This window comes from Pantoea sp. Sc1, from assembly GCF_000255315.1.
GTDB lineage: Bacteria > Pseudomonadota > Gammaproteobacteria > Enterobacterales > Enterobacteriaceae > Pantoea > Pantoea anthophila.
The window spans coordinates 1-19,126 of record NZ_AJFP01000004.1; the positions used below are offsets into that span (position 1 = coordinate 1).

Genomic DNA, 19,126 nt, shown 5'->3' on the forward strand with positions numbered 1-19,126 from the left:
CGGCGTCGCCAGTACGAGTACCATTGCCGGTATGTGCGAACAGACTGGCTGGCCAGCGCCGTTTCGGCCTCACAGATGAGTTTTTCCTGTGCTTCAGCCAGATACATCATCGCCTGCGGCGTTCGTTCTGAAGCCGTACAAACGGGCCGCCCGGTGATCACAGTCAGGCTGTGCAATATGGGCACCGGCACACCTGCCCTGCTCTTTGTCAGTGTCTTCCCTGCCGGTGCTGAAACCTCTGCAGGGCATGGAGCTATATTGTGCAGTCTGCAAGCCTTCTGCCGCTGCGCATGAAAACGTGGCGCCACTGCCGGCATCATCATGACTGTATTCATCAGCGCGCTCCTTTTCTGCCCAGTACCGCCACGATTTCCGCGGGCGTAATGCCCGCAGAGACCATATTTTCAACGCGCGTCAGCAGCTGGCCGATGGTTTCCGGCTCAAACTGTTCGGTGTTAAGAACGTACAGCCCGGTGTGATCGGGATTTATCCAGATAAGCCCGTGCCAGAAAGGAGACTCCCTGCCCGGGCTCAGGATGTCGAGTGTGACGAGCGGATTTTTTCGATGCGTCAGGCGGAGATGAACCGGGAACACCCCGCCCCACTCTCCCCGGCATTCGCAGTCGGTAAGCCAGGCTTTACTGAGATGCAGGGCGTTGAGCACGGTGCCGCACAGCCGCCGGCGAAACTCCTCGCCGCGCGCGCTGTAGGCCTCAAAGTCGCCCGGCGTGAACGTCTTAAGACGTTGCAGTGTCACGCTCTCATCGCGTGTCAGTTCGCAGCCGCAGCAGCTGCGGTAGCCGCCACGACGTCGACCGTAATACGTGGAAGACTTGCCGTTACGAATTTTTTCTTTAGACTGAGTCGCTGACATATCGGATTCCTCATAATTTGATTGTCATGCCCTGCGCGGAGTTACAGCTCCGCCAGGGCAACTATTCCGGCCATTACGGCCGCCTTCCTGCTTTGTCCCCTTCTGTTTTCACCTCTGTCGCAGCCTCACGTGAGCAAAGCCGCGTCATTCAGAACGGGATGTCATCGTCAAAATCTGTCGGCGGATAATTACCCTGCGGCGGTGCCTGGGGCTCCGGCTGCAGCTGAGCCGCGCTGCGACCGCCTTTGCCACCGTTACCTGACGCTGCAGGCGGCTGCTGAGGCTGACTGCTCTGCTCGCCGCTGAACTGCTGCCCGGTCTGTGCGCCAGTGTTGCCCCCACGCCCGCCCAGCATCTGCATGGTGCCGCCAACGTTCACCACGACTTCGGTGATGTACTTATCCTGCCCATCTGAGCCCTGCCATTTACGCGTGCGCAGCTGACCCTCGATATAAACCTGCGAGCCCTTACGCAGGTACTCCCCCGCTACCTCTGCGAGCTTTCCGAACAGCACCACGCGGTGCCACTCTGTTACCTCTTTGTTCTCACCGGTCTGCTTATCGCGCCAGCTTTCAGACGTGGCCAGCGTGATGTTTGCGACCGCGCCGCCGTTCGGCATGTAGCGCACCTCCGGGTCCTGCCCCAGGTTGCCGACCAGGATGACCTTGTTGACGCCTCGTGAAGCCATGTTCGTTCTCCTCATGCAGTTGGGTTTTAAACACGTCACCCGTTGAGTTTCGGGAGCCGCGGTGTTGACGTTTTGTGGAAATCGGCTGGTTTTTTTATCCGGTATTCACTTCACCCGTTTGAAATCCTTCGCCGCGTGGGCGTAAACCAGCGCGGGTGACGGCAGGCGTCCAGGGCGACGGGGAAATTTATTTCTGGTCTAACGCAGTGGCCGGAAATAAATTTTCACGGCGTTCACTTCACCCTGGAGGACCACGGCGCCAGTGCTTGTCTCAGCCCCGGCGAAAGGACTTAAACCGGTGAAGTCCGGCGGAAAAGAACAGCACGATGCAGCGGCAACGGCGGCTGAGTGGCAGCGAAACGGCGTTGCGCCTAAGAGCGGCGGCGGATCTGTGCCGACGCGGTTCGCGCCAGCCCACGGGCTGGCTGCAGGACCGGCTGTGGCCCTGCTGTTTTTTTTAGGCTGTTAGGTGGCCAGACGTGGCCGTCAGGCCCGAAACCTGAAGGGATTCGGCGGAGCTCACCGGCTCTGCCGGTTAGCGCAGTAAGGCTTGACGACACGGCAACGCCGGGGAGCCGAAGGGGCCCTTATCCACATCTGTCCTGCAAAGCTGGCGCATAAATCTGTGGATAATCAGCTGCAGGCCTTGCCAGCTAATGCCTCCTCCTGCGTGGTTAAATATCAACCATTCGTTTTACTATAAACATATATAAATCAATGGCCTTCTTTTATTCCCGCGCAATGGCGATTTTCCGTGTCTTGCGCAGGCCAGTAAGCCAGATAATACCACTGTAAATACATACAGCGCTTTAACAGGGATTTTACTATGTTCAATGCCTTTGAGTTGATGCACCCGGCGGACAATCCGCCGCCCAGCTTCAGGCCTCTTTTCCTGGAACGTGTGCCCTGCGGGTTTCCCTCACCCTGTCAGGACTATGCGGAGCAGGAGCTTGATTTAAACGAATATCTTATAGCCCACAGGGCAAGCACCTTTTTCCTGCGCGCGCAGGGCAACAGCATGCAGGACGTCGGCCTCTATGACGGCGACCTGCTTATCGTCGATCGCTCCCTGACGCCAGAGCACAACGACGTGGTTATCGCCGAGCTTTACGGCGAGTTCACGGTAAAGCGCCTTTTGCTTACGCCGAAGGGGCCCGTTCTGCAGCCAATGAATCCCGCTTATCCCGTTATCATTCCGGACCCGGACACGCTTGAGATCTTCGGCGTCGTGGTGCACTTCGTGCATACCCCTCGCAAAAGGAACTGACATGTTTGGCCTGATTGACGTAAACAGCTTTTACGCCAGCGCGGAGAAGGTATTCCGGCCCGACCTGAAATATGCGCCGGTGGCCATCCTGTCGAATAACGATGGCTGAGTTATCGCGCGCAGTAAGGAAGCCAAAAAGTATGTAAAAATGGGCGACCCGTGGTTCAAGATAAAGAATCAGCATTTCCCTGAAAAGATTCATATTTTTTCAAGTAACTATGCTTTGTACCATTCAATGAGCACGCGGGTAATGTCCTGCATCGAGGAGATGGTGCCGCGTCTGGAGGTGTATTCGGTTGATGAAGGGTTTTGTAACTGCACGGGTATGGAAATGGCTATGCCATATGAGGATTTTGGCCGCATGATCCGGTCGCACGTCAGGGCCTGTACAGGCCTGACCGTTGGCGTCGGACTTGGGCCAACGAAGACCCTGGCGAAGTCGGCACAGTGGGCCGGAAAGGAGTGGCCCCAGTTTGGCGGGGTGCTGGCGCTCACGACTGGGAATGCGAGGCGGACCGAAACACTGCTGTCGCGTCAGCCCGTGGGTGAACTCTGGGGCGTGGGGTCCCGGCTTGAAAAACGCCTGCAACTGCTCGGCGTGACAACGGCGCTCGATCTGGCACGCAGCTCCCCTTCTTTCATCCGTAAGAATTTCGGTGTGGTACTTGAGCGCACGGTACGCGAGCTTAACGGCGAATCCTGCATCCCGATGGAGGATGCGCCACCTCCCAAACAGCAGATTGTCGTGAGCCGCAGCTTCGGCGAGCGCATCACGGAATATGACGCTATGCGACAGTCAGTTTGCACGTATGCTGAACGCGTTGCAGAAAAGCTTCGTGAGGATCGCCAGTTCTGCCACCACATCTCCGTTTTTATCCGCACCTCCCCTTTCGACACCGGACAGCCTGGCTACGGCAACACGGCATTTGTGAAACTCCGCGTTGGCACGCAGGACACGCGCAACATCATTGAGGCAGCGGTGAAATCCCTGGACGCGATCTGGCGCCCGGGTTTTCGCTATGCGAAAGCCGGCATCATGCTGAGTGAGCTGCGGCCGAACGGCGTGGCCCAGCTCAACTTGTTTGACGATGAAGCGCCGCGCGCTGGCAGTGAAGCACTGATGAGCCTGATGGATTCAATGAATCGCTCCGGGCGCTACAGCATAGGCTTTGCGGGTAAAGGTATCGACCCTGACTGGAAGATGAAGCGGGAGATGCTGAGTAAAGCCTGGACAACGAACTGGAAGGAGCTACCAGTAGCAAAGGTATGCTAAAGGTATTTGTTAAGTATTTAATATGTACATATTAAATACCTTTCGCGCATTAAAGTTGTATCAGAAACTTAGGTCAGGGCAGCTAAAAATTTTGCTGCCCTTTTCTCTTACGAGAGTGAGTTTGCCAGGTGGAATTCATCAATAAAAAGCATTACAAGGCCTATTTTTTTTCCAGTGAAATAGCGACCGCGCGGCAAACTGTCACCGGCGTTAAGTTACTGCTGCCACTCTTCGAACGCAGGCCGCTTTCTGCGTACATTTCCTTTAAGCCTGTTTACGCTCTGTGTAACTGTGATTACCGGGTCACCGTTCCTGAACGTCATGTACATCTCTTCTAACTGAGTGATTTGCGTCCTCTCTATTCAGTATCAGCAAAGCACATTGATGTTTAAATTACTCAGGCTGGACATACTCATCCCCCCCTTACAGAGATACTTATAAAGAACACATAAAATACTTAAAATGTACATTAAATGTATTTATAGAATATCGTCTGAGTGCTAATGACTGTTCAGGTAATGACCTGCTACATTCAGTCTTTCTTACTATCAAACGCGCCATCGCGCGCAAGCTTTTCGCGAAATGCTTCAAGTATGTAAGGCGTCATCAACAGGGATGTGACGTTACGCTCTTTTAGTGAGTCATATGCGTCCCAGAGGTCTTCGGGAATTTGAACATTTTTGGCTCTGCGCACAGCTTTCGCTTTCCGGCGTGGGCCGGATGGTTCGTTTTCAGCCTGCTTCTCTGGTTCTGCAGGTCTGACGGCTTCGGCCGCCACAGGCTGTTGTTCAGCAGGTGCAGAACTCCCTGCTTCGTGCAAAGGTGCGTTTTTTGAGAGCTGTGAAATGCGTTCGAACATTGCTGATTTAGGATTAGCCATCAGATACACCATTCATATTTAAAAAGTACATTTTTAATACTCATTGAATATCTTAATCATACCTTTTCTATAGCGTTTCGCATATCTAAAAAGAGCGAGCGCATAGCGTTACCTACATTGCTGTAGCGTGTTGTCATGTGCTCAACAACCCCCATGCCCTGACCAAACTGCTGCGGTGCAGCTTTATCCATTGGTATAGCCGTCTCCATCCGGACGAGATTGTCGAACTGGGCAATGTAGTTATCGATGTCGCTATAATTGCGTCGATTTGGCGGGACCTTATTCATCACCACATGGGCAATCTTTTTCTCACCCAGTTCCGCCGAAATTTCATCCAGCACCTTACTGAATTCGTGAAGGCCCAGAATATCGGATGGGTCATCCTTCAGCGGAGAAATAATGAGATCAGCCAGTGCTACAGCAGCACGGGTAATCGAGGAGTCAAAACCACCGCAGTCAACCAGTACGGTCTGCCCCTTCTCTTTAGCTTCCAGAACATCGGCGATAAAGCGGTCCACGACATTTTCCATGTCGTCGGTGAGGCGGACTACATTCCACCGAATATTCTCATCGCGGAAGCCATTGAACGTTGTCACGGCCGGAGTAGGGTCCGTGTCGTAAAAAGTATCAGGCTTAAGCTCAGGAGCTATGTTCAGACTGATAAGCGATTTGCCCGTACCACCCTTTTTGATCGCTACAGCCACAACTTTTCCCGCGTATGGATTTGATGCGTTATTCATACCTTCTCCATCCTTAAAATGTACATTTTCAGTATTTGTTAAGCACCTTATCAGTACACCTGCCATAGCACAATAAATAATACTTCCAAAATACTAAAAATGTACATTTTTAGTACTTAAAAGGTGTATTGGATGTACACGACTAAATAAGCATATTCATTAGCATTGCTCTTCGAAGCAGGGCAGGGGAGGGGTACAATCGGGTTTTATGGGCGGCGTTATCTCAGCAAGATAACTGCGCTCCTTTTAGTTTTTGGAGAAGATATATGGATATGTTTTTCTGGTTTTTGATTGCTATCGCTGTGGTCGTTTACTTGATCTCAGGTGGAAAACGTAAAAGGAAGGGGAACGTATACAGACGCAAAACAGATCAACAGCCACAGAAGCGTGAAAGTTATGACCGCGCTCCGGAGGTGGTCAGGGAGCAATCAGTAGCAGAGCGACAGCTGGTTACGGTCAGGAGCAACGAATTTTATAAACGCCCCCTGATGAATAAAAGTGAGTACGGTGTATTCTGCAGGCTTGAAAAGCTGCTTTCAGCGTCACACCGTGGCTACCGCGTATTTTCTCAGGTATCACTCGGTGAGATTCTTGGCTCAAATGACCAGCAGGCTTACCTGGCAATTAACAGCAAGCGGGCAGATTTCGTGATCATAGACTGGTCAGGGCAGCCGATAGCCGTCGTTGAGTATCATGGCAGTGGCCACTTCAAGGACGACGCCATCGTACGTGACGCGGTCAAGCGTGAGGCATGCAGTAATGCGGGGATAGCCTTTATAGAATTATCTTCCAGCTATACAGATGCTGATATTAAAGCCATCAGTGACCATTTGCATGTAAGAGCCGCTTAGCGTCAGTGGCACCACCAGTTAAGCCGTCTCTTCTTTTCATCAATCACGCGCCGCAGCTCCCTACTGTGGTGTTTCATTTCATAATACAGCATACGTTGCTGCATCATGTGAAAAACCTAGTTCCAGGCCTCGGGTGTACAGCTATCAGCCTCTGCGAAGTAGAGGCTGATAGCTATCACAAGCGATAAAAGTAGAATTCAAGCTATTAAGCTACTATATCTAAAATAGTAAACTTCCAATGTACTAAACTTTGGTTTTACCGGAAAAAACATCCATAACGACGCTTCTAATTTTACTTATATTTAAGAAGTTACCTAAAGAGTACTGATATGCCAACTGACTCATCAATCTAGCAAAAGATTCGTTATGAAGACCGTAGCTTAGCAGAACTGAAAAAAACTTAGCTAGCTTGCTTTCTCTGTCTTCATCATTTTTGCTAGAACAGACTGCAATACATGCTGAATTAAAAACCCTATCAATGCGAGGTCCAAAGGGCTGATTTACATATATTAAATCGTTATAATGCCAACCATTGGTAGCTTTATCATGGCAATGAGCAATTATAAGAGACATAAAATAATTGATCTTAATATTATTATTGAAATTTCCAGCATACCTTTTAATAAGACATGATATATGGAAGCTATCATTATCTTTGTTTGAAAGAGACAAATTAAAAAAATCATCGACCATTAATGGGTAAGGTATAGTTCCGTGTATATGAATTAATAAACCTTCTAATCTCTCAACGAATGATACTTCTTCCCTAGCTTCATGGAGAATTTTACTTACATTTGATAAATTGATAGGAAGAAGACTTTTTATTAATAAACAGACCTGTGAATCTATAGAAAAATATGGATATCCGTTGTTTTTAAAAGCATAAATCTGTTTGGAAAAATTACTGCCTAAATTTTCCGCAAGAGAATTGACTTCCTGGCTATAGTTATCAGGAACTATTCTAAGTGGAGATAATACAGGCAGTATCTCCCTAAGATTTTTTAAAAAGATGGCCAGCGTTTTTTTAATATCTTCAGCTGTATTGATAAAAACATCACCAGAGTCAGATTCCCCCATCGAAATGAAGTTATCAGTATCAATTTTTTCCAGCCATTCAGTTAGGATTTCTATATCTTCATTAATAGCAAATAGCTTAGTGCCCTTTTTGATGAAGTACTTAGATAGAGACGTAAGGCAAAGATACATTATTGTGATTAGATCAGTACATAACTCATCAGTGCTCTCGTCACCAAAATCTATAAAGCCTTTCATATGAGCAGTTTTGTTAAACATCAAATTAAATGCAGCTTTAATAGGATCTGATTTATTAATCAGATTCATTCTCAAACATAATGGTGCGAAGTCATTGCTTACAATAGATTGTAACTCTTGTGCATTTGAACGACTTAAAGATAAACACTGTTTAATTTGCATCATTAATTCTTCGGGATTATTAGATGCGCTAAAGGAATGAAAAATATCAGACCCATCGTTAAATTGATCTCTAAAGGAAATAGAAAGCCTGTGTATAGCGACATAGGGTGGCAAAACTTCTTCAACTATAATTCTTTTCATCCCAACAACAATCTCATCTCCTACCTTAGCATTCATTAAGCTAGCAGACAAAATTGAATCTGGATTCAAAATATATGGATTTTGGAAACGCTTTTCTGAAGAAATTAATTTGGTTAACCGTTTTTCTCCATCTTTATACGTAACAGCATGAGAAATACCGTTAATATTATAGGATGGGTTAAAGTCTACTTTTTTATCATTAATAATTAAAGTTAAGCAAGCATCTGATATATAGAGGTAATTATCTTGCGGGGCTGCAATAAACCAATTCAAAATCACTTTCTCAACGACATCGACTTTATTGCAATGAATAAGCAATGCAACAATGTTTTTCATTATAGGCAGTGGTGACTCGAACAGTGAATAGTCAAATTTTTTAACTTCTTCATCAATGCATTCTTGCTTGCCAAGCTTTATAAAAGCTGAAAGCTTTAAACGCAAAAATTCAAGATTGTTTTTATACCTGTAATTTTTTATTAGTTCAAATGCCTCATCTGGAGCACCATGGAATAAATGGGTATGAATGACCAGATTATCAAAATCACTTGTCCTATCTTTATCATTTACTCTCAAAGACAGGTCTAGTAAATCTTTGTATCGCGCTGCTTTATATAAGGAGTATAGTGTTAACTCTACAATTGGCGAGCACCATAAGTTAGTTAAATCGCCCAAGTAAGCAAGAAGCAAATCACATGATTCATTAATTAAATCAATGTCTTGCATAGATCGAGCAAGCATATCTATAAATTCAGAGCTAACATCAGAAAGTGATTCACTTTCATCCTTATATACTTTTAAAAGTTTTTCTTTTATAGAGTCTCTATCTTCTATTGCTATAGAAACAAATATCTCATTTAGCTTCTCACCTAAACTAGTAAATTCACCATCAATTCTCACCCCTTCTTTGATCCAAGATTCAAATTCTGCAAATGACATTAACTTCCGAGCCATTCTTATTTCGTTGTAATCGACCTTTTTTTTGCAATCAAAGCATTTATTAACGAATTCTTGTATGAATGGTTTTCTTCTGCTTTTTCAATTTTTTTAACAGGGTGATCATCTCCCAAGTCTTCTTTTCTATTGCGTAAGCGCAGGTCATCAGCAAAAAACTTGTTAAAATCATCTACTCTTTCAATATTTTTTAAGCAAATATCTTCTAATTCTTTATTGTGTGACTTAACATACATAAGGCTTGGTATTACAATATTGAATAACCTTACGTCCGCATCATTATTGCCACTAAATACATTAACAACTTCATTTATTAAATGTATGACATCGTCTTTTTCATTTTGTCCTAAGAGCCAGTAATCCTTGTTAAGTGATGAGTTGAGCTTATATGCTCTAGAAAAAAGTAAGATTGTTTTAGAATTATCGTTATCATGTATCCTACATAAATATTCTGCAGCTAAAAATGCTTCTTGATAACATTCCTCTCTAAAAAGGCCATTTATTAGACCAATGAGTTCCTCTTCTATTAAAGTAAATAATTTATTCTCATAAACACCCAATAAAAAAACCTTATCCTCAAACAGTTGAAAAGCTGCAGAACGACTATATGGACCAAGCGAACTGGTTGCCTCATACCTTTTTAAAGCTATATCCTTACCGTGCTTAACAACTTCACCTTTATATATCAAAGACAATGCCAAATCTTTAATCATTTCATTTTTAGATGCTCCAAAAACTTCCTGCATTTCACCTAAATCAATATCCTCCTTTTGGTGCTCACTTATATCACATTTTATTTTTAATAATTGAAGCAACTCTTTGACTTCAGAGTTATTATTATCAAACCCCGAAATCAGTTCAATATTCTCTCGTGCTTTTGAAAATTCTCTATTTGTTATTTTCTTCAGCACCTCTTTTACTGGTGTTTGCAAGTTTTCAGGGACTGTTTTACTGATAAAAGTTACGTATGTCTCAAAGTTTGTAATTTTATCCCTTGCAACATTATCGCCACTACCTGTATGTGATAAAGTGACATCTGACATTTTAATTACCCTTTAATTATTTTATCTCGGCCAACGTTGTCGCCAGAACCAGTGTGATGTTGATTTATAGATACTATATCTTTATCTGTAACTGTTTTTAAAATTTCGGTTACTTCTGAACTAACGGCTATTTTCTTTTCTATAGCACTTTCACTCATATCTTTATTTACGTCTAAACTCTGTAAATTTTGCGCAAGTAGTTCAGCCTTTACTTCATTCGCAATAATCGTTTGCAGCCTTTCCTTTAAAGCATCTTTAGACCAAGTAATTCCTGACTGTAGAAGCTCATAAATGCCTCTAGCTAAGATTGCTGTAGTGATAGGTTCCATTCTCATTACCTTATGATTAGTTAGAACTATGTCAGATGCACTTTGTCACAAGATAACCTAAGACTAATCCTAACCACTTTCAATCTGTTTTTAAGACGAATGCAACAGAATTAGTAAACTGATAACGTGCTATTAGTTTCAGATGTTATATTTTCAACTAGTTATTTAATCAATTTACCTGTATTAAAACGGTCGATTTCGGACATATCTTGCAAGTAGTGTACGAAAGTAAGTGTTTTTTGTTTAGTACATGCGTTATAATTAGTACACCCTTTTAGTACATGTAATAACGCTATGTCACGAGTTTTTGCCTACTGCAGGGTATCAACCCTGGAACAGAATACTGAAAACCAGCGGCGCGAAATTGAGGCTGCTGGTTTTGCTATTCAGCCACGGCGGCTGATTGAGGAATACGTCAGCGGTTCGGTTGCAGCTGCAGAACGTCCTGGGTTTATGCGACTCCTCGACAGGATGGAAAATGGTGACGTCCTGATTGTCACAAAGCTCGATCGTCTCGGCCGTAATGCAATGGATATCAGGCAAACAGTCGAGCTACTTGCAGCATCGGAAATACGCGTACATTGCCTCGCACTTGGCGGTGTAGACCTGACCAGCCCGGCAGGCAAAATGACGATGCAGGTGATCTCAGCTGTCGCTGAGTTTGAACGTGATCTGCTGATTGAGCGAACTCATGCCGGTATTGCCAGGGCAAAAGCTTCCGGCAAACGTTTTGGCCGTCCTCCTGCGCTTAATGAGGAACAAAAGCAGGCTGTGCTCTCACGAATTGATGAAGGAGCCAGCATCAGTGCAATTGCTCGTGAGTTTGAGACGACCCGTCAGACCATACTCAGGATTAAAGCAGCGCGCCCAGGCGAAGAAGGGACATAAAACAGGATTCAATACAGAAATGGCAGGCAAACAGACTCCGGGAATACTCTTAGCCGCGCCATGATTCAGAGAGGACGCGACGATGTCAGAAATTAAAACATATCCTATCTGCTTTACTGGTCAGGTAAAAACTGTGGAGTGTGATGCTGCATTTCAGAAGGATCAGGCAGAGACATTCAAACACTACATCCGATTTGCGCGACAGAACAAAGCGACGACTCTGATTACCTGCCAGTGCATGAAGGACGGCGAAGGCGAAAACCGTCGCCGCCTTAAAGCCTGCTATTCCTCCACGCATGATAATTACTGGCTGGCTCGCTGGTCTTACAGTGGTTCAGAGCACGCATCTGACTGTCGTTTCTATTCTGTATGGGCAGATGAAAAGCAGGGTGAGATTTACACCTCAGACGTGGTTAAGGCCGTCTCTCCTGGTCATTTCCGTATCAAGTTACCTACCGGGCTACAAAAAAAGAGGCTACCGAGCGCGATGCAACGGGGCAGCTAACAGGTACAAGAGCAGAAGGAAAACGCAAGCGACAACCAGCTATGCGTCTTCTTGGCCTGCTTCACTTCATGTGGGAACAGGCTGAAATTAATCACTGGCATCCTAATTTTGACAAGCGTATACGCGATAATGCCTGGGCTGCATGGCGCCTGAAGCAGGTTTCAGAAAAAATCAGCATTGGAAAAACCCTTCTGAAATCTGTTCTGGTCATCATGGCGCGACCAGGCACGCAGGAGATCAGGAACAACTGGGCAACGATTGATGCGGCAGCTGCGTCAAACAAGCGTCTCATAATGATTACCAGCCTGAAGCCATGCAAAACTGAGGAAGAGGGCTGCCTGAACGGGACGCTTCCGCTCGCTGAGGCAGCAGGCTTTCCGTCTCTTGATGTGCCGGCAGATTTAATCAGCCGGCTTAACCGGAGCTTTTCTCGCGAGCTGGGCGACTGGCGCCGCGGGCAAAAAGTTATGCTGATAGCTGAAACCGATCCGCCCGTAAAAAAATTCAGGCAGCGTGACGGCAAGGCTGTTCCATACAACACCTGTACAGTCATCGATGCGGCGCTGATGACAGTCAGCTCCAGATTTATTCCTCTCGATTCGTCATGGGAAGGCGTCATTGAGGAAAAGCTCTGGCAGGAAAAACGTCAGTTCATCAAGCCTCTGCGTTATGACGGTGAGGCAGACGTGTTTCCTGATTTCCTGCTGAAAGACGTGCCTGGCCGGGAGATCGTGCCGCTTGAAGTGTTCGGCATGAACACACCAGATTATCTCGAACGTAAAGCCGCGAAGCTTGTGCATTATCGTGAAGAATACGGGGAGGGTAACTGGTGGAGCTGGGATGCGCATAAAGCTGATGCCTTAAGTAACATTCCAGCGTTTCCGGTTAAAGGTTAAAAGCCTGTTTATCAGCTTCCGGCTTTGCATACACAGGATCATTCCCGCGAGGGAACTGTAGTGCAGCATTTCTGTAGAAAGTCAGACGTTCTCGGAGGTATTCGCGCCTTTGTTCTGGCTGCTGACGTTCAACTTCAGCAGCCATCACCGGCATATTCATGCGTTCTTTATATGCCACGCCAGAAGCAGCCAGATCAATATTAACCCGTTCGCGCTCTTCGGCTGATCGCCGGGCTATATTGTTCTCGCTGCGTTCTGTCATTGTTTAGTTCCTTTTGCATTTCACCTGTGAGCACACTCGTTATTTTACTCGCAGAGTTTCGCTCAGGCAGGTAGTGTAACGTGGTGAAAGCATCTCGCGTTTCATTTTCCATACGTTGTCTGTTCCCTGTCCGGCAAACCACACCTTACCCAGCCCCGAACGGTTTATCTGATCTACAGCACACATTAGCGCATCCGAGTTTGCGCGCGGCAGCTGCTGACTGAACATGTCCAGCTGTGCGACGCCTGACTGGTAAAAATCCCCCAGGGTGACGCCCGCTTTAGCGTACCGGTAACCGTCGCGCCATATTGCGTCGAGAGCCCGCAATGCCAGGCCGATAATGTCCCGAGTGTCACTGGTTAGATATTCGCACGTCATAGCCGCTGAGTTGGCATACTGCGGTTCGTTCCCGTATCGCCCGGTATTGACTGACACACTGATGTGCTGACACTTTGAGCCCTGTTCTCTGAGCTTTTCACTGGCACGTGTGGCGTACGTTACGACAGCCTGCTGCAGGTCTTCGATACTGGTTACACGCTGTCCGAAACTGCGACTCACAACGATCTGCTGCTTTGGCGGCGGGGCATCTTCAAGAGCCAGACAGGACTCACCGTTGAGTTCGCGAACCGTTCGCTCAACTATCACATCGAAACTTTTCCGAATCATGCTGATGTTACTGTCTGCCAGCTGGAGCGCTGTACTAATCCCCATCGTATGCAGTCGCTTACTCAGTCTGCCACCGATTCCCCAGATGTCATCGACGCTTACCAGAGCGAGTAATTTTCTCTGGCGCTCCGGACTGGTTAAATCGACGATACCACCTGTACGCGTCCATTTTTTAGCTGCAAAATTAGCGAGCTTAGCCAGTGTCTTTGAGGGGCCAAAACCAACGCCGATCGTCAGTCCAATTTCTTTCTTCACCCGATTCCGCATCTGCAAGCCAAAGTCTTCCAGAGGCATATATGACGAAATGCCGCAGACATCCAGAAAGCTTTCATCTATCGAATAAATTTCCTGGCCTGGTGCCATTTCCCCCAGGATAGCCATCATTCTGGCGGACATGTCGCCATTTATGTGGAATGGAAAATCTATAGAAATTTTCGGTGCTTTAAGGTCCGCTATGAGCGAATAACGGACATTGCTATAAGTGATGACCAGATGACCGGCAACCGATCAGCTATCAGTTCTTACCGGTACTCATTCTCTGTATCAGTTTATCTGCTGTCTGCACTTCAGCATGTTGCGGCAGTATGTTATTGATCAGAACTGAATGGATGTCCCCGTCGGCATCTGCACAGCAGTCGGCCGCAACTATCAGGTTGAAATCCAGATCGAAGGCCTGTCGGACGCTGCTGAGCACTACGCCGCTCGTTGTCAGGCCTGCCATTATCAGCGTCTGGATTTCGTTGGCTTTAAGGATCATATCCAGATCCGTAAAGCTAAAGGCGCCAATACGGTGCTTAGTGATGACCGTTTCGCCTAGATGTGGCGAAACGTCCGGGTGGATTGCACTTTCGGTCGCGCCCGTTACTAAAAGCCCGTTTTCCCGAATGGCTGAAAACAGGGCGTTTTTGCTGCTGATTTCCGGATGTCCCTCGCGAAAGCCAACTGTGACATAAATCACCTTAACCTCTGCCTCACGAGCTGCATCAGCCAGGGCGGCAGTTCTGGCCAGTACGTCCGCTGCGGTTTTCTCGCTTAGATAATTTTCCAGAATCAGATTCTGATAATCCATTATCAGGAGCACACTTCTGACGGGTTCAAATTTGTTAATAGCAGACATTTAAATCTCCAGAAAAATTATTTAAACGATCTGGCATTGCGTCCCAGCAGAACGCGCCAGTTGAGGGCGGCACCAGCCAGCATGAGCAGGCTGGTAACCAGAAAGACAAAACGCATGCCGAGATGGGCACCCGTAAATCCGCCTAATAGCGGACCGGTAAACTGTCCGATAAACTGGGCGGAAACGGAGTAACCCATTATCGCCCCGACGCGCTCTTCAGGTACGCGGCTGCGGATAACGGCTGCGATGCAGGGCAGTAGCCCCCCCAGCGCGATCCCCATGAGGAAACGCAGAACAATAAGCTGCCAGCCCGCCGTTACAAATGCCTGCGGTATCAGGAGCAGTCCCGCCGCTGTCAGGGCACCGGTAATTATCCTGACGTGCCCGATCCGGTCTGCCAGCCGGCCCAGCCAGGAAGCAGATATGACGCTGCCAAGCGCGGCGGCAGACATAACAAGCCCTGCGGTCTGGGTGACCGTCGCCACATCTGACGTGATAGTGCGAATAAATACCGTGATAATGGGCTCAATCGACATGTTTGCCAGCATAAGAAGCAGGCCCGTCAGCAGCATGCAGATGACAGCGGCCCTGCCGGGGAGCTGTGACCAGCTCACAGGTTCTTTATTTGTTTCTTTGCCGGAGGATTTAACCGGCTCCCGGATAAGCAGCAGTGTGAGCAGAAACGCAATGAAAATAAGCGCGCCGGCGAGCCAGAACGTGGTACGGATGCCTATTAGCGGCGGAAGCCAGCCTCCTGCAAGCGGTCCGGCCAGATTTCCTGCCATGACGCCGGAGGCAATCATGCCCAGCGCCCATCCGGAACGTTTTGCAGGAGCCTGTACGGCGATAAGGATTGTAGCGCCGGAAGAGTATCCACCCGCCAGCCCGACCAGAAGCCGCAGGATCAGCAGATGCCATATATTCGTGGCAAACCCCATCAGTGAAACCATAAGCGCCATACCGAAACTCGCCCTGACCAGCATGGCTTTGCGGCCATAGCGATCGCCCAGACGACCCCAGATGGGCGCAATGAGTCCGGCTGACAGAAACGTTGCGCTGTAGGCAATACCAGACCATTGCACAATGGCCGCGTGCCCGGTAACGCCCAATTGCTCAACGAACAGGGGCAAAAAAGGCAGCATCAGAGTCATGGCAAATACGGTAGAAAACGATCCCACCATGCAGACAATGAGATTGCGATGCCAGAACGGATTTCCAGTTTCAGACATAAATCAACCCTAAAATTTGTTTGGGATACCAAAACGGGATACCATACAGATCTGAGTTTACAGATGTCAATCAAAGGTGGGACGAGAAATATGTCGCAGCAGACAGAGGTTGAAAACCGGCTAAGAGAAATGATCCTGAATCTGGATATCAGTCCAGGTGAACGCATCACAGAACGGTGGGCTGAAGCTGCTTTTGGCGCATCCAGAACGCCGGTCAGGGCCGCTTTCATCAGGCTGGCAAATGAGGGACTTCTGCGTCGTGAGGGACGTGGCTGGATGACGGCACCAGTGGAGCCGGAAGAAATCCGACAGTTGTTTGATTATCGCGAAGCGCTTGAGGTATCTGCACTCCATATGGCGGAAGGAAAAATTACGGATGACCAGTTGCAGTCACTTGCCGGTATTCTGGAGACTGACAAAACTCCTGCGTCTAAAGAGGAGATGAGCCGTGCCGGTACGGAGTTTCATCTTGCTCTGGCAAACCTGGCCGGGAATAAGTTTCTTACTGAGAGCCTGAAAGAGGTTCTTCAGCAACTGTCACGGGCCCGCTGGCTGGACAGTGGAAGCGAACAGCCTGCATGGGAAGAACATTACGTATTAGTGAATGCCCTGAAGCAGGATGATATTAAAACCGCGTGCTCTCTTGTAAGCACGCACATTCGTTCGAGTCGGGACAGAACGATTGATGCGTTGACCCTGAATCAGAAAACACTGCGCGCTCGCGGCATTAAATTAGCCTGACTGATGTCGCCCTGTATTATAAGTCCTTCATTGCCAGTGCTATCGGGATGTCCGCTTCTGGCACAGGGCTGCTGTTGCAGCCCTCACAAATTAATATGGTTGTCCCATATGAGCCAGAAGCTGAGCCCTGCATTATTCCTGCTTCAGGATAGCTGCTGTCGCTACGCACAAGGAAAGTAGAATGAGGTGATAGCGTGACCAGATCGCCCAGATTGAGCCGCTGTTCTGCAAAGTTTTGTGCCGGGTTCTGAAAAGCCATCTCAGCTCCAATATCCTTAGAATTAAGAGAGTTAGAAAATTTTTATCCACATATTCAGTAGATAGATCAATTCTTTTAGATCATATAGAGATCAAGTAAAGATCAATAAAGATCACCACCTCCGTAACCTGATGATTGGTAAATAAAAAATAGCACTTTGAGCGGTCACTTTCATAAGTATAGCGGTTACTTTCATAATAAAAGCGTTTACTTTCATAAAATAGGCGGTTACTTTCATAACTCTAAAGCGGTTACTTTCATAAATCTGGATATTATTTGCTCATTCGGTGTGGATAAATGGAAAAATTACAGGAAAACAGCGAGATAGAGAGTCCTTTTTGCATTATTAAAAAAGAGTCCAACACAAGTTATGAACTGATACCAAACAGCAACAAGTCTGTTCAGCCTGTGGCTCTACTTCGCCTAAGCGTTTTCACACCTGTCGCACCCAAAGAAAAGGGTAAACGCGACTTCCTGATTGATGCTTCTGAAGAACTATCCAGTCTGGAAGTTGCAAGGCAGGAAGGTTACACCGACATTAAAATCCAGGGGGCAAAGCTAAGCATGTCCACTGATTTTAAAACATGGATCGGCGTAATTTCTGCCTTTTCGAAGTACGGCTATAGCAGCGAGAAAATCACGCTGCCGTTCTCTGAGTTTGCACGGATGTGTGGCCTGAAGCCTACTGATATTAACGGAAGGGCCCGCGCACGATTGCACGATTCACTTTTTAATCTTTCAAGTGTAACTCTCTCTTTTCGTGGAAAAACTTCCAAGAAGTCATTGGTAACGCATTTGGTTCAACGCGCCGTTCTTGATTATGAAACTGACCAGGTAGAGATAGTCGGTGATAGTAGTTTGTGGGAGTTATATCGTTACGATCATAAGGTTTTACTCGGCTTAAAAGCGCTTTCAGAGCTATCACGCAAAGAGGCCGCACAGTCCCTGTATGTGTATCTGGAAAGTATGCCGGCCGGTCCCCTGTATATCTCGATGAAGCGTTTTCGTGAACGTCTCGCGCTTGAATCGCAGATTAAAGACCAGAACGCCATTATTCGACGTGCACTGGCTGACCTGGTCAGAATCGGCTATCTCGACTTTACCGAGTACAAAAAAGGCAGGGAAATCATGTTTGTGATTAATGGCCGATCTCCAAAGCTGCAGGCGCTGGGGCGAGCTGCTCAGAAATAGCGGTCACTTTCATAAGATGCCCTGCAAGCGTTTACTTTCATAAGCACATCATGTGCAAGATAGGGTGCTTTCATAAAACTGAACCAGCAAAGTAGGGTACTTTCATAAAATGGGGCCAGTAGAGTGGGGTACTTTCATAAAGCAAGGTCGGTAAGGGGTTATATGGAAAGCCAGTTTTATGAAAGTGACCGCTTTTAGTGACTGTTTTATGAAAGTAACCGCCTTTGCCTTATGAAAATGACCGCTATCAAAATAGCGTGAGTGCCTGGCTTATGAAAGTGACCGCCTTATGTAACTAGCCGCTTTGTCGTAGTTTTCATCAGGCTCAGTACGGGATATGAAACAACGTAACTTGCATGGAGTAATTTTTCACAATGGAAACAGCTCATGTCTATGTAACAGGTAGCGGTAACCCACACACGCGTTTGGGGGTTGCCCGAGTCCTGATCGAACAGGGAAGCAGGAAAACGCCGGTTATCTTTAACTATGAAAACACCACTTATAAGCGTAGCCAGATTCAGGGCATGATCGATGCTGTACTGCAGCTCGATAGTCCTCACCATGTGGTATTCATAACCGCGTCACCACTGGCCCTGGAAAAGGCTGAAACCTGTGAAGGACCTAACCGGGATCTTATCTACGAGCTGTATCGCGTTCTGTCAGCAAAGAGCTGTACGTATGCATTCGATTTCCGGGTAGGGAAGGGCAAAGAGATAAACAAACTGCTGTCAGCACACAACGTTTGATTTTGATCTTTCTGGTGTCTTCAAGCTGCAAGCCCCAGAAGTGCTTCTTGCCGTGTTAAGCTGGCGGTTCCATCAGATGCTCGATTGCAAAGATGAGCGCCGTTTCAGCTTCCTCAGTCCGATTAACGTGTTCCTTAAGCAAAAGCACGAGATCG

At 47.3% G+C, this 19,126-nt stretch carries 20 protein-coding genes and 2 pseudogenes; 9 read left to right on the forward strand and 13 right to left on the reverse strand.

The window, feature by feature from the left end; all coding sequences use genetic code 11:
- From S7A_RS21710 to S7A_RS20380, 3 genes are all read right to left on the reverse strand, one after another.
- A partial coding sequence (locus tag S7A_RS21710; protein ID WP_009093271.1) for a hypothetical protein occupies nt 1–335 on the reverse strand: 335 nt, incomplete at its 3' end.
- A complete protein-coding gene (locus tag S7A_RS20375) occupies nt 335–874 on the reverse strand; it encodes a conjugation system SOS inhibitor PsiB family protein (RefSeq protein WP_009093272.1) in 540 nt (179 codons plus the stop codon). The genes S7A_RS21710 and S7A_RS20375, both read right to left, overlap by 1 nt.
- A gap of 148 nt (nt 875–1,022) precedes the next feature.
- The gene (locus S7A_RS20380) at nt 1,023–1,562 is read right to left on the reverse strand and encodes a single-stranded DNA-binding protein (protein ID WP_009093273.1); all 540 of its coding nucleotides are present in this window, start codon (nt 1,560–1,562) and stop codon (nt 1,023–1,025) included.
- 826 nt (nt 1,563–2,388) lie between these two features.
- Between S7A_RS20380 and umuD the strand changes: the two genes are divergently transcribed.
- The gene (gene umuD, locus S7A_RS20390; protein WP_009093276.1) at nt 2,389–2,829 is read left to right on the forward strand and encodes a translesion error-prone DNA polymerase V autoproteolytic subunit; all 441 of its coding nucleotides are present in this window, start codon (nt 2,389–2,391) and stop codon (nt 2,827–2,829) included.
- Between the two features lies 1 nt (nt 2,830).
- A pseudogene (gene umuC, locus S7A_RS20400) lies at nt 2,831–4,102 on the forward strand (translesion error-prone DNA polymerase V subunit UmuC).
- A gap of 532 nt (nt 4,103–4,634) precedes the next feature.
- Here the strand turns inward: umuC (S7A_RS20400) and S7A_RS20405 are convergent.
- Together S7A_RS20405 and S7A_RS20410 are read right to left on the reverse strand one after the other, a co-directional pair.
- A complete protein-coding gene (locus S7A_RS20405; protein ID WP_009093277.1) occupies nt 4,635–4,982 on the reverse strand; it encodes a hypothetical protein in 348 nt (115 codons plus the stop codon).
- A gap of 56 nt (nt 4,983–5,038) precedes the next feature.
- Nucleotides 5,039–5,722 carry a ParA family protein gene (locus tag S7A_RS20410; protein ID WP_009093278.1) on the reverse strand — a complete coding sequence of 228 codons (684 nt, stop codon included), beginning with the start codon at nt 5,720–5,722 and terminating at the stop codon, nt 5,039–5,041.
- A gap of 266 nt (nt 5,723–5,988) precedes the next feature.
- Between S7A_RS20410 and S7A_RS20415 the strand changes: the two genes are divergently transcribed.
- On the forward strand, nt 5,989–6,573 hold the full coding sequence (locus tag S7A_RS20415; RefSeq protein ID WP_009093279.1) for a DUF2726 domain-containing protein: 585 nt from the start codon (nt 5,989–5,991) through the stop codon (nt 6,571–6,573).
- Between the two features lie 243 nt (nt 6,574–6,816).
- Here the strand turns inward: S7A_RS20415 and S7A_RS20420 are convergent, their stop codons facing one another.
- From S7A_RS20420 to S7A_RS20430, 3 genes are read right to left on the reverse strand one after another with little or no spacing between them, the layout of a single operon-like run.
- Entirely contained in the window at nt 6,817–9,099 is a 2,283-nt protein-coding gene (locus S7A_RS20420) for a hypothetical protein (RefSeq protein WP_033736921.1), read from the reverse strand.
- 2 nt (nt 9,100–9,101) lie between these two features.
- Entirely contained in the window at nt 9,102–10,142 is a 1,041-nt protein-coding gene (locus tag S7A_RS20425) for a hypothetical protein (protein WP_033736924.1), read from the reverse strand.
- 5 nt (nt 10,143–10,147) lie between these two features.
- Nucleotides 10,148–10,471 carry a hypothetical protein gene (locus S7A_RS20430; RefSeq protein ID WP_009093280.1) on the reverse strand — a complete coding sequence of 108 codons (324 nt, stop codon included), beginning with the start codon at nt 10,469–10,471 and terminating at the stop codon, nt 10,148–10,150.
- 294 nt (nt 10,472–10,765) lie between these two features.
- Between S7A_RS20430 and S7A_RS20435 the strand changes: the two genes are divergently transcribed.
- The 3 genes and pseudogenes from S7A_RS20435 to S7A_RS21755 form a co-directional block, all read left to right on the forward strand.
- A complete protein-coding gene (locus S7A_RS20435; RefSeq protein ID WP_009093281.1) occupies nt 10,766–11,359 on the forward strand; it encodes a recombinase family protein in 594 nt (197 codons plus the stop codon).
- Nucleotides 11,360–11,441: 82 nt separating this feature from the next.
- Nucleotides 11,442–11,864, forward strand: a complete 423-nt coding sequence (locus S7A_RS21750) for a DUF1173 family protein (RefSeq protein ID WP_255348914.1) — start codon at nt 11,442–11,444, stop codon at nt 11,862–11,864.
- Between the two features lie 35 nt (nt 11,865–11,899).
- Nucleotides 11,900–12,760: pseudogene (locus tag S7A_RS21755) on the forward strand (DUF1173 family protein); the annotation flags it as partial.
- On the opposite strand, the gene S7A_RS20445 reads toward S7A_RS21755, so the two are convergent.
- From S7A_RS20445 to S7A_RS20460, 4 genes are read right to left on the reverse strand one after another with little or no spacing between them, the layout of a single operon-like run.
- Nucleotides 12,750–13,022, reverse strand: coding sequence for a DNA polymerase III subunit theta (locus tag S7A_RS20445; RefSeq protein WP_009093282.1), 273 nt, complete (start codon nt 13,020–13,022; stop codon nt 12,750–12,752). The pseudogene S7A_RS21755 and the gene S7A_RS20445 overlap by 11 nt on opposite strands.
- 39 nt (nt 13,023–13,061) lie before the next feature.
- Nucleotides 13,062–14,180 carry a translesion error-prone DNA polymerase V subunit UmuC gene (gene umuC, locus S7A_RS20450; RefSeq protein ID WP_083837649.1) on the reverse strand — a complete coding sequence of 373 codons (1,119 nt, stop codon included), beginning with the start codon at nt 14,178–14,180 and terminating at the stop codon, nt 13,062–13,064.
- Nucleotides 14,181–14,202: 22 nt separating this feature from the next.
- A complete protein-coding gene (locus S7A_RS20455) occupies nt 14,203–14,805 on the reverse strand; it encodes a cysteine hydrolase family protein (protein ID WP_009093284.1) in 603 nt (200 codons plus the stop codon).
- A 17-nt stretch (nt 14,806–14,822) separates the two neighbouring features.
- A complete protein-coding gene (locus tag S7A_RS20460; protein WP_009093285.1) occupies nt 14,823–16,034 on the reverse strand; it encodes an MFS transporter in 1,212 nt (403 codons plus the stop codon).
- Between S7A_RS20460 and S7A_RS20465 the strand changes: the two genes are divergently transcribed.
- On the forward strand, nt 16,005–16,775 hold the full coding sequence (locus S7A_RS20465) for a GntR family transcriptional regulator (RefSeq protein WP_202799436.1): 771 nt from the start codon (nt 16,005–16,007) through the stop codon (nt 16,773–16,775). The genes S7A_RS20460 and S7A_RS20465 overlap by 30 nt on opposite strands.
- A 16-nt stretch (nt 16,776–16,791) precedes the next feature.
- Here the strand turns inward: S7A_RS20465 and S7A_RS21715 are convergent, their stop codons facing one another.
- Nucleotides 16,792–17,034: a hypothetical protein gene (locus S7A_RS21715; RefSeq protein ID WP_237712339.1), complete on the reverse strand. Its 243-nt coding sequence runs from the start codon at nt 17,032–17,034 to the stop codon at nt 16,792–16,794.
- Between the two features lie 297 nt (nt 17,035–17,331).
- On the opposite strand from S7A_RS21715, the gene S7A_RS20470 reads away from it, so the two are divergent.
- Nucleotides 17,332–18,225 (forward strand): RepB family plasmid replication initiator protein, encoded by an 894-nt coding sequence (locus tag S7A_RS20470; protein WP_009093287.1) that lies wholly within the window; start codon nt 17,332–17,334, stop codon nt 18,223–18,225.
- A 374-nt stretch (nt 18,226–18,599) separates the two neighbouring features.
- Nucleotides 18,600–18,971 carry a hypothetical protein gene (locus tag S7A_RS20475; protein WP_009093288.1) on the forward strand — a complete coding sequence of 124 codons (372 nt, stop codon included), beginning with the start codon at nt 18,600–18,602 and terminating at the stop codon, nt 18,969–18,971.
- Nucleotides 18,972–19,126 lie beyond the last annotated feature (155 nt).

Excerpts from the sequence above, each read along its gene's own strand:
- S7A_RS20420 (WP_033736921.1), bottom strand. The coding sequence starts at position 9,099 with ATGGCTCGGAAGTTAATGTCATTTGCAGAATTTGAATCTTGGATCAAA.
- S7A_RS20410 (WP_009093278.1), bottom strand. The coding sequence starts at position 5,722 with ATGAATAACGCATCAAATCCATACGCGGGAAAAGTTGTGGCTGTAGCG.
- S7A_RS20375 (WP_009093272.1), bottom strand. The coding sequence starts at position 874 with ATGTCAGCGACTCAGTCTAAAGAAAAAATTCGTAACGGCAAGTCTTCC.
- S7A_RS20465 (WP_202799436.1), top strand. The coding sequence starts at position 16,005 with ATGCCAGAACGGATTTCCAGTTTCAGACATAAATCAACCCTAAAATTT.
- S7A_RS20445 (WP_009093282.1), bottom strand. The coding sequence starts at position 13,022 with ATGACAGAACGCAGCGAGAACAATATAGCCCGGCGATCAGCCGAAGAG.
- S7A_RS20460 (WP_009093285.1), bottom strand. The coding sequence starts at position 16,034 with ATGTCTGAAACTGGAAATCCGTTCTGGCATCGCAATCTCATTGTCTGC.
- S7A_RS21750 (WP_255348914.1), top strand. The coding sequence starts at position 11,442 with ATGTCAGAAATTAAAACATATCCTATCTGCTTTACTGGTCAGGTAAAA.
- umuD (WP_009093276.1), top strand. The coding sequence starts at position 2,389 with ATGTTCAATGCCTTTGAGTTGATGCACCCGGCGGACAATCCGCCGCCC.
- S7A_RS20380 (WP_009093273.1), bottom strand. The coding sequence starts at position 1,562 with ATGGCTTCACGAGGCGTCAACAAGGTCATCCTGGTCGGCAACCTGGGG.
- S7A_RS20475 (WP_009093288.1), top strand. The coding sequence starts at position 18,600 with ATGGAAACAGCTCATGTCTATGTAACAGGTAGCGGTAACCCACACACG.
- S7A_RS21715 (WP_237712339.1), bottom strand. The coding sequence starts at position 17,034 with ATGGCTTTTCAGAACCCGGCACAAAACTTTGCAGAACAGCGGCTCAAT.
- S7A_RS20470 (WP_009093287.1), top strand. The coding sequence starts at position 17,332 with ATGGAAAAATTACAGGAAAACAGCGAGATAGAGAGTCCTTTTTGCATT.
- S7A_RS20405 (WP_009093277.1), bottom strand. The coding sequence starts at position 4,982 with ATGGCTAATCCTAAATCAGCAATGTTCGAACGCATTTCACAGCTCTCA.
- S7A_RS20435 (WP_009093281.1), top strand. The coding sequence starts at position 10,766 with ATGTCACGAGTTTTTGCCTACTGCAGGGTATCAACCCTGGAACAGAAT.
- S7A_RS20425 (WP_033736924.1), bottom strand. The coding sequence starts at position 10,142 with ATGTCAGATGTCACTTTATCACATACAGGTAGTGGCGATAATGTTGCA.
- S7A_RS20455 (WP_009093284.1), bottom strand. The coding sequence starts at position 14,805 with ATGTCTGCTATTAACAAATTTGAACCCGTCAGAAGTGTGCTCCTGATA.
- S7A_RS20430 (WP_009093280.1), bottom strand. The coding sequence starts at position 10,471 with ATGGAACCTATCACTACAGCAATCTTAGCTAGAGGCATTTATGAGCTT.
- S7A_RS20415 (WP_009093279.1), top strand. The coding sequence starts at position 5,989 with ATGGATATGTTTTTCTGGTTTTTGATTGCTATCGCTGTGGTCGTTTAC.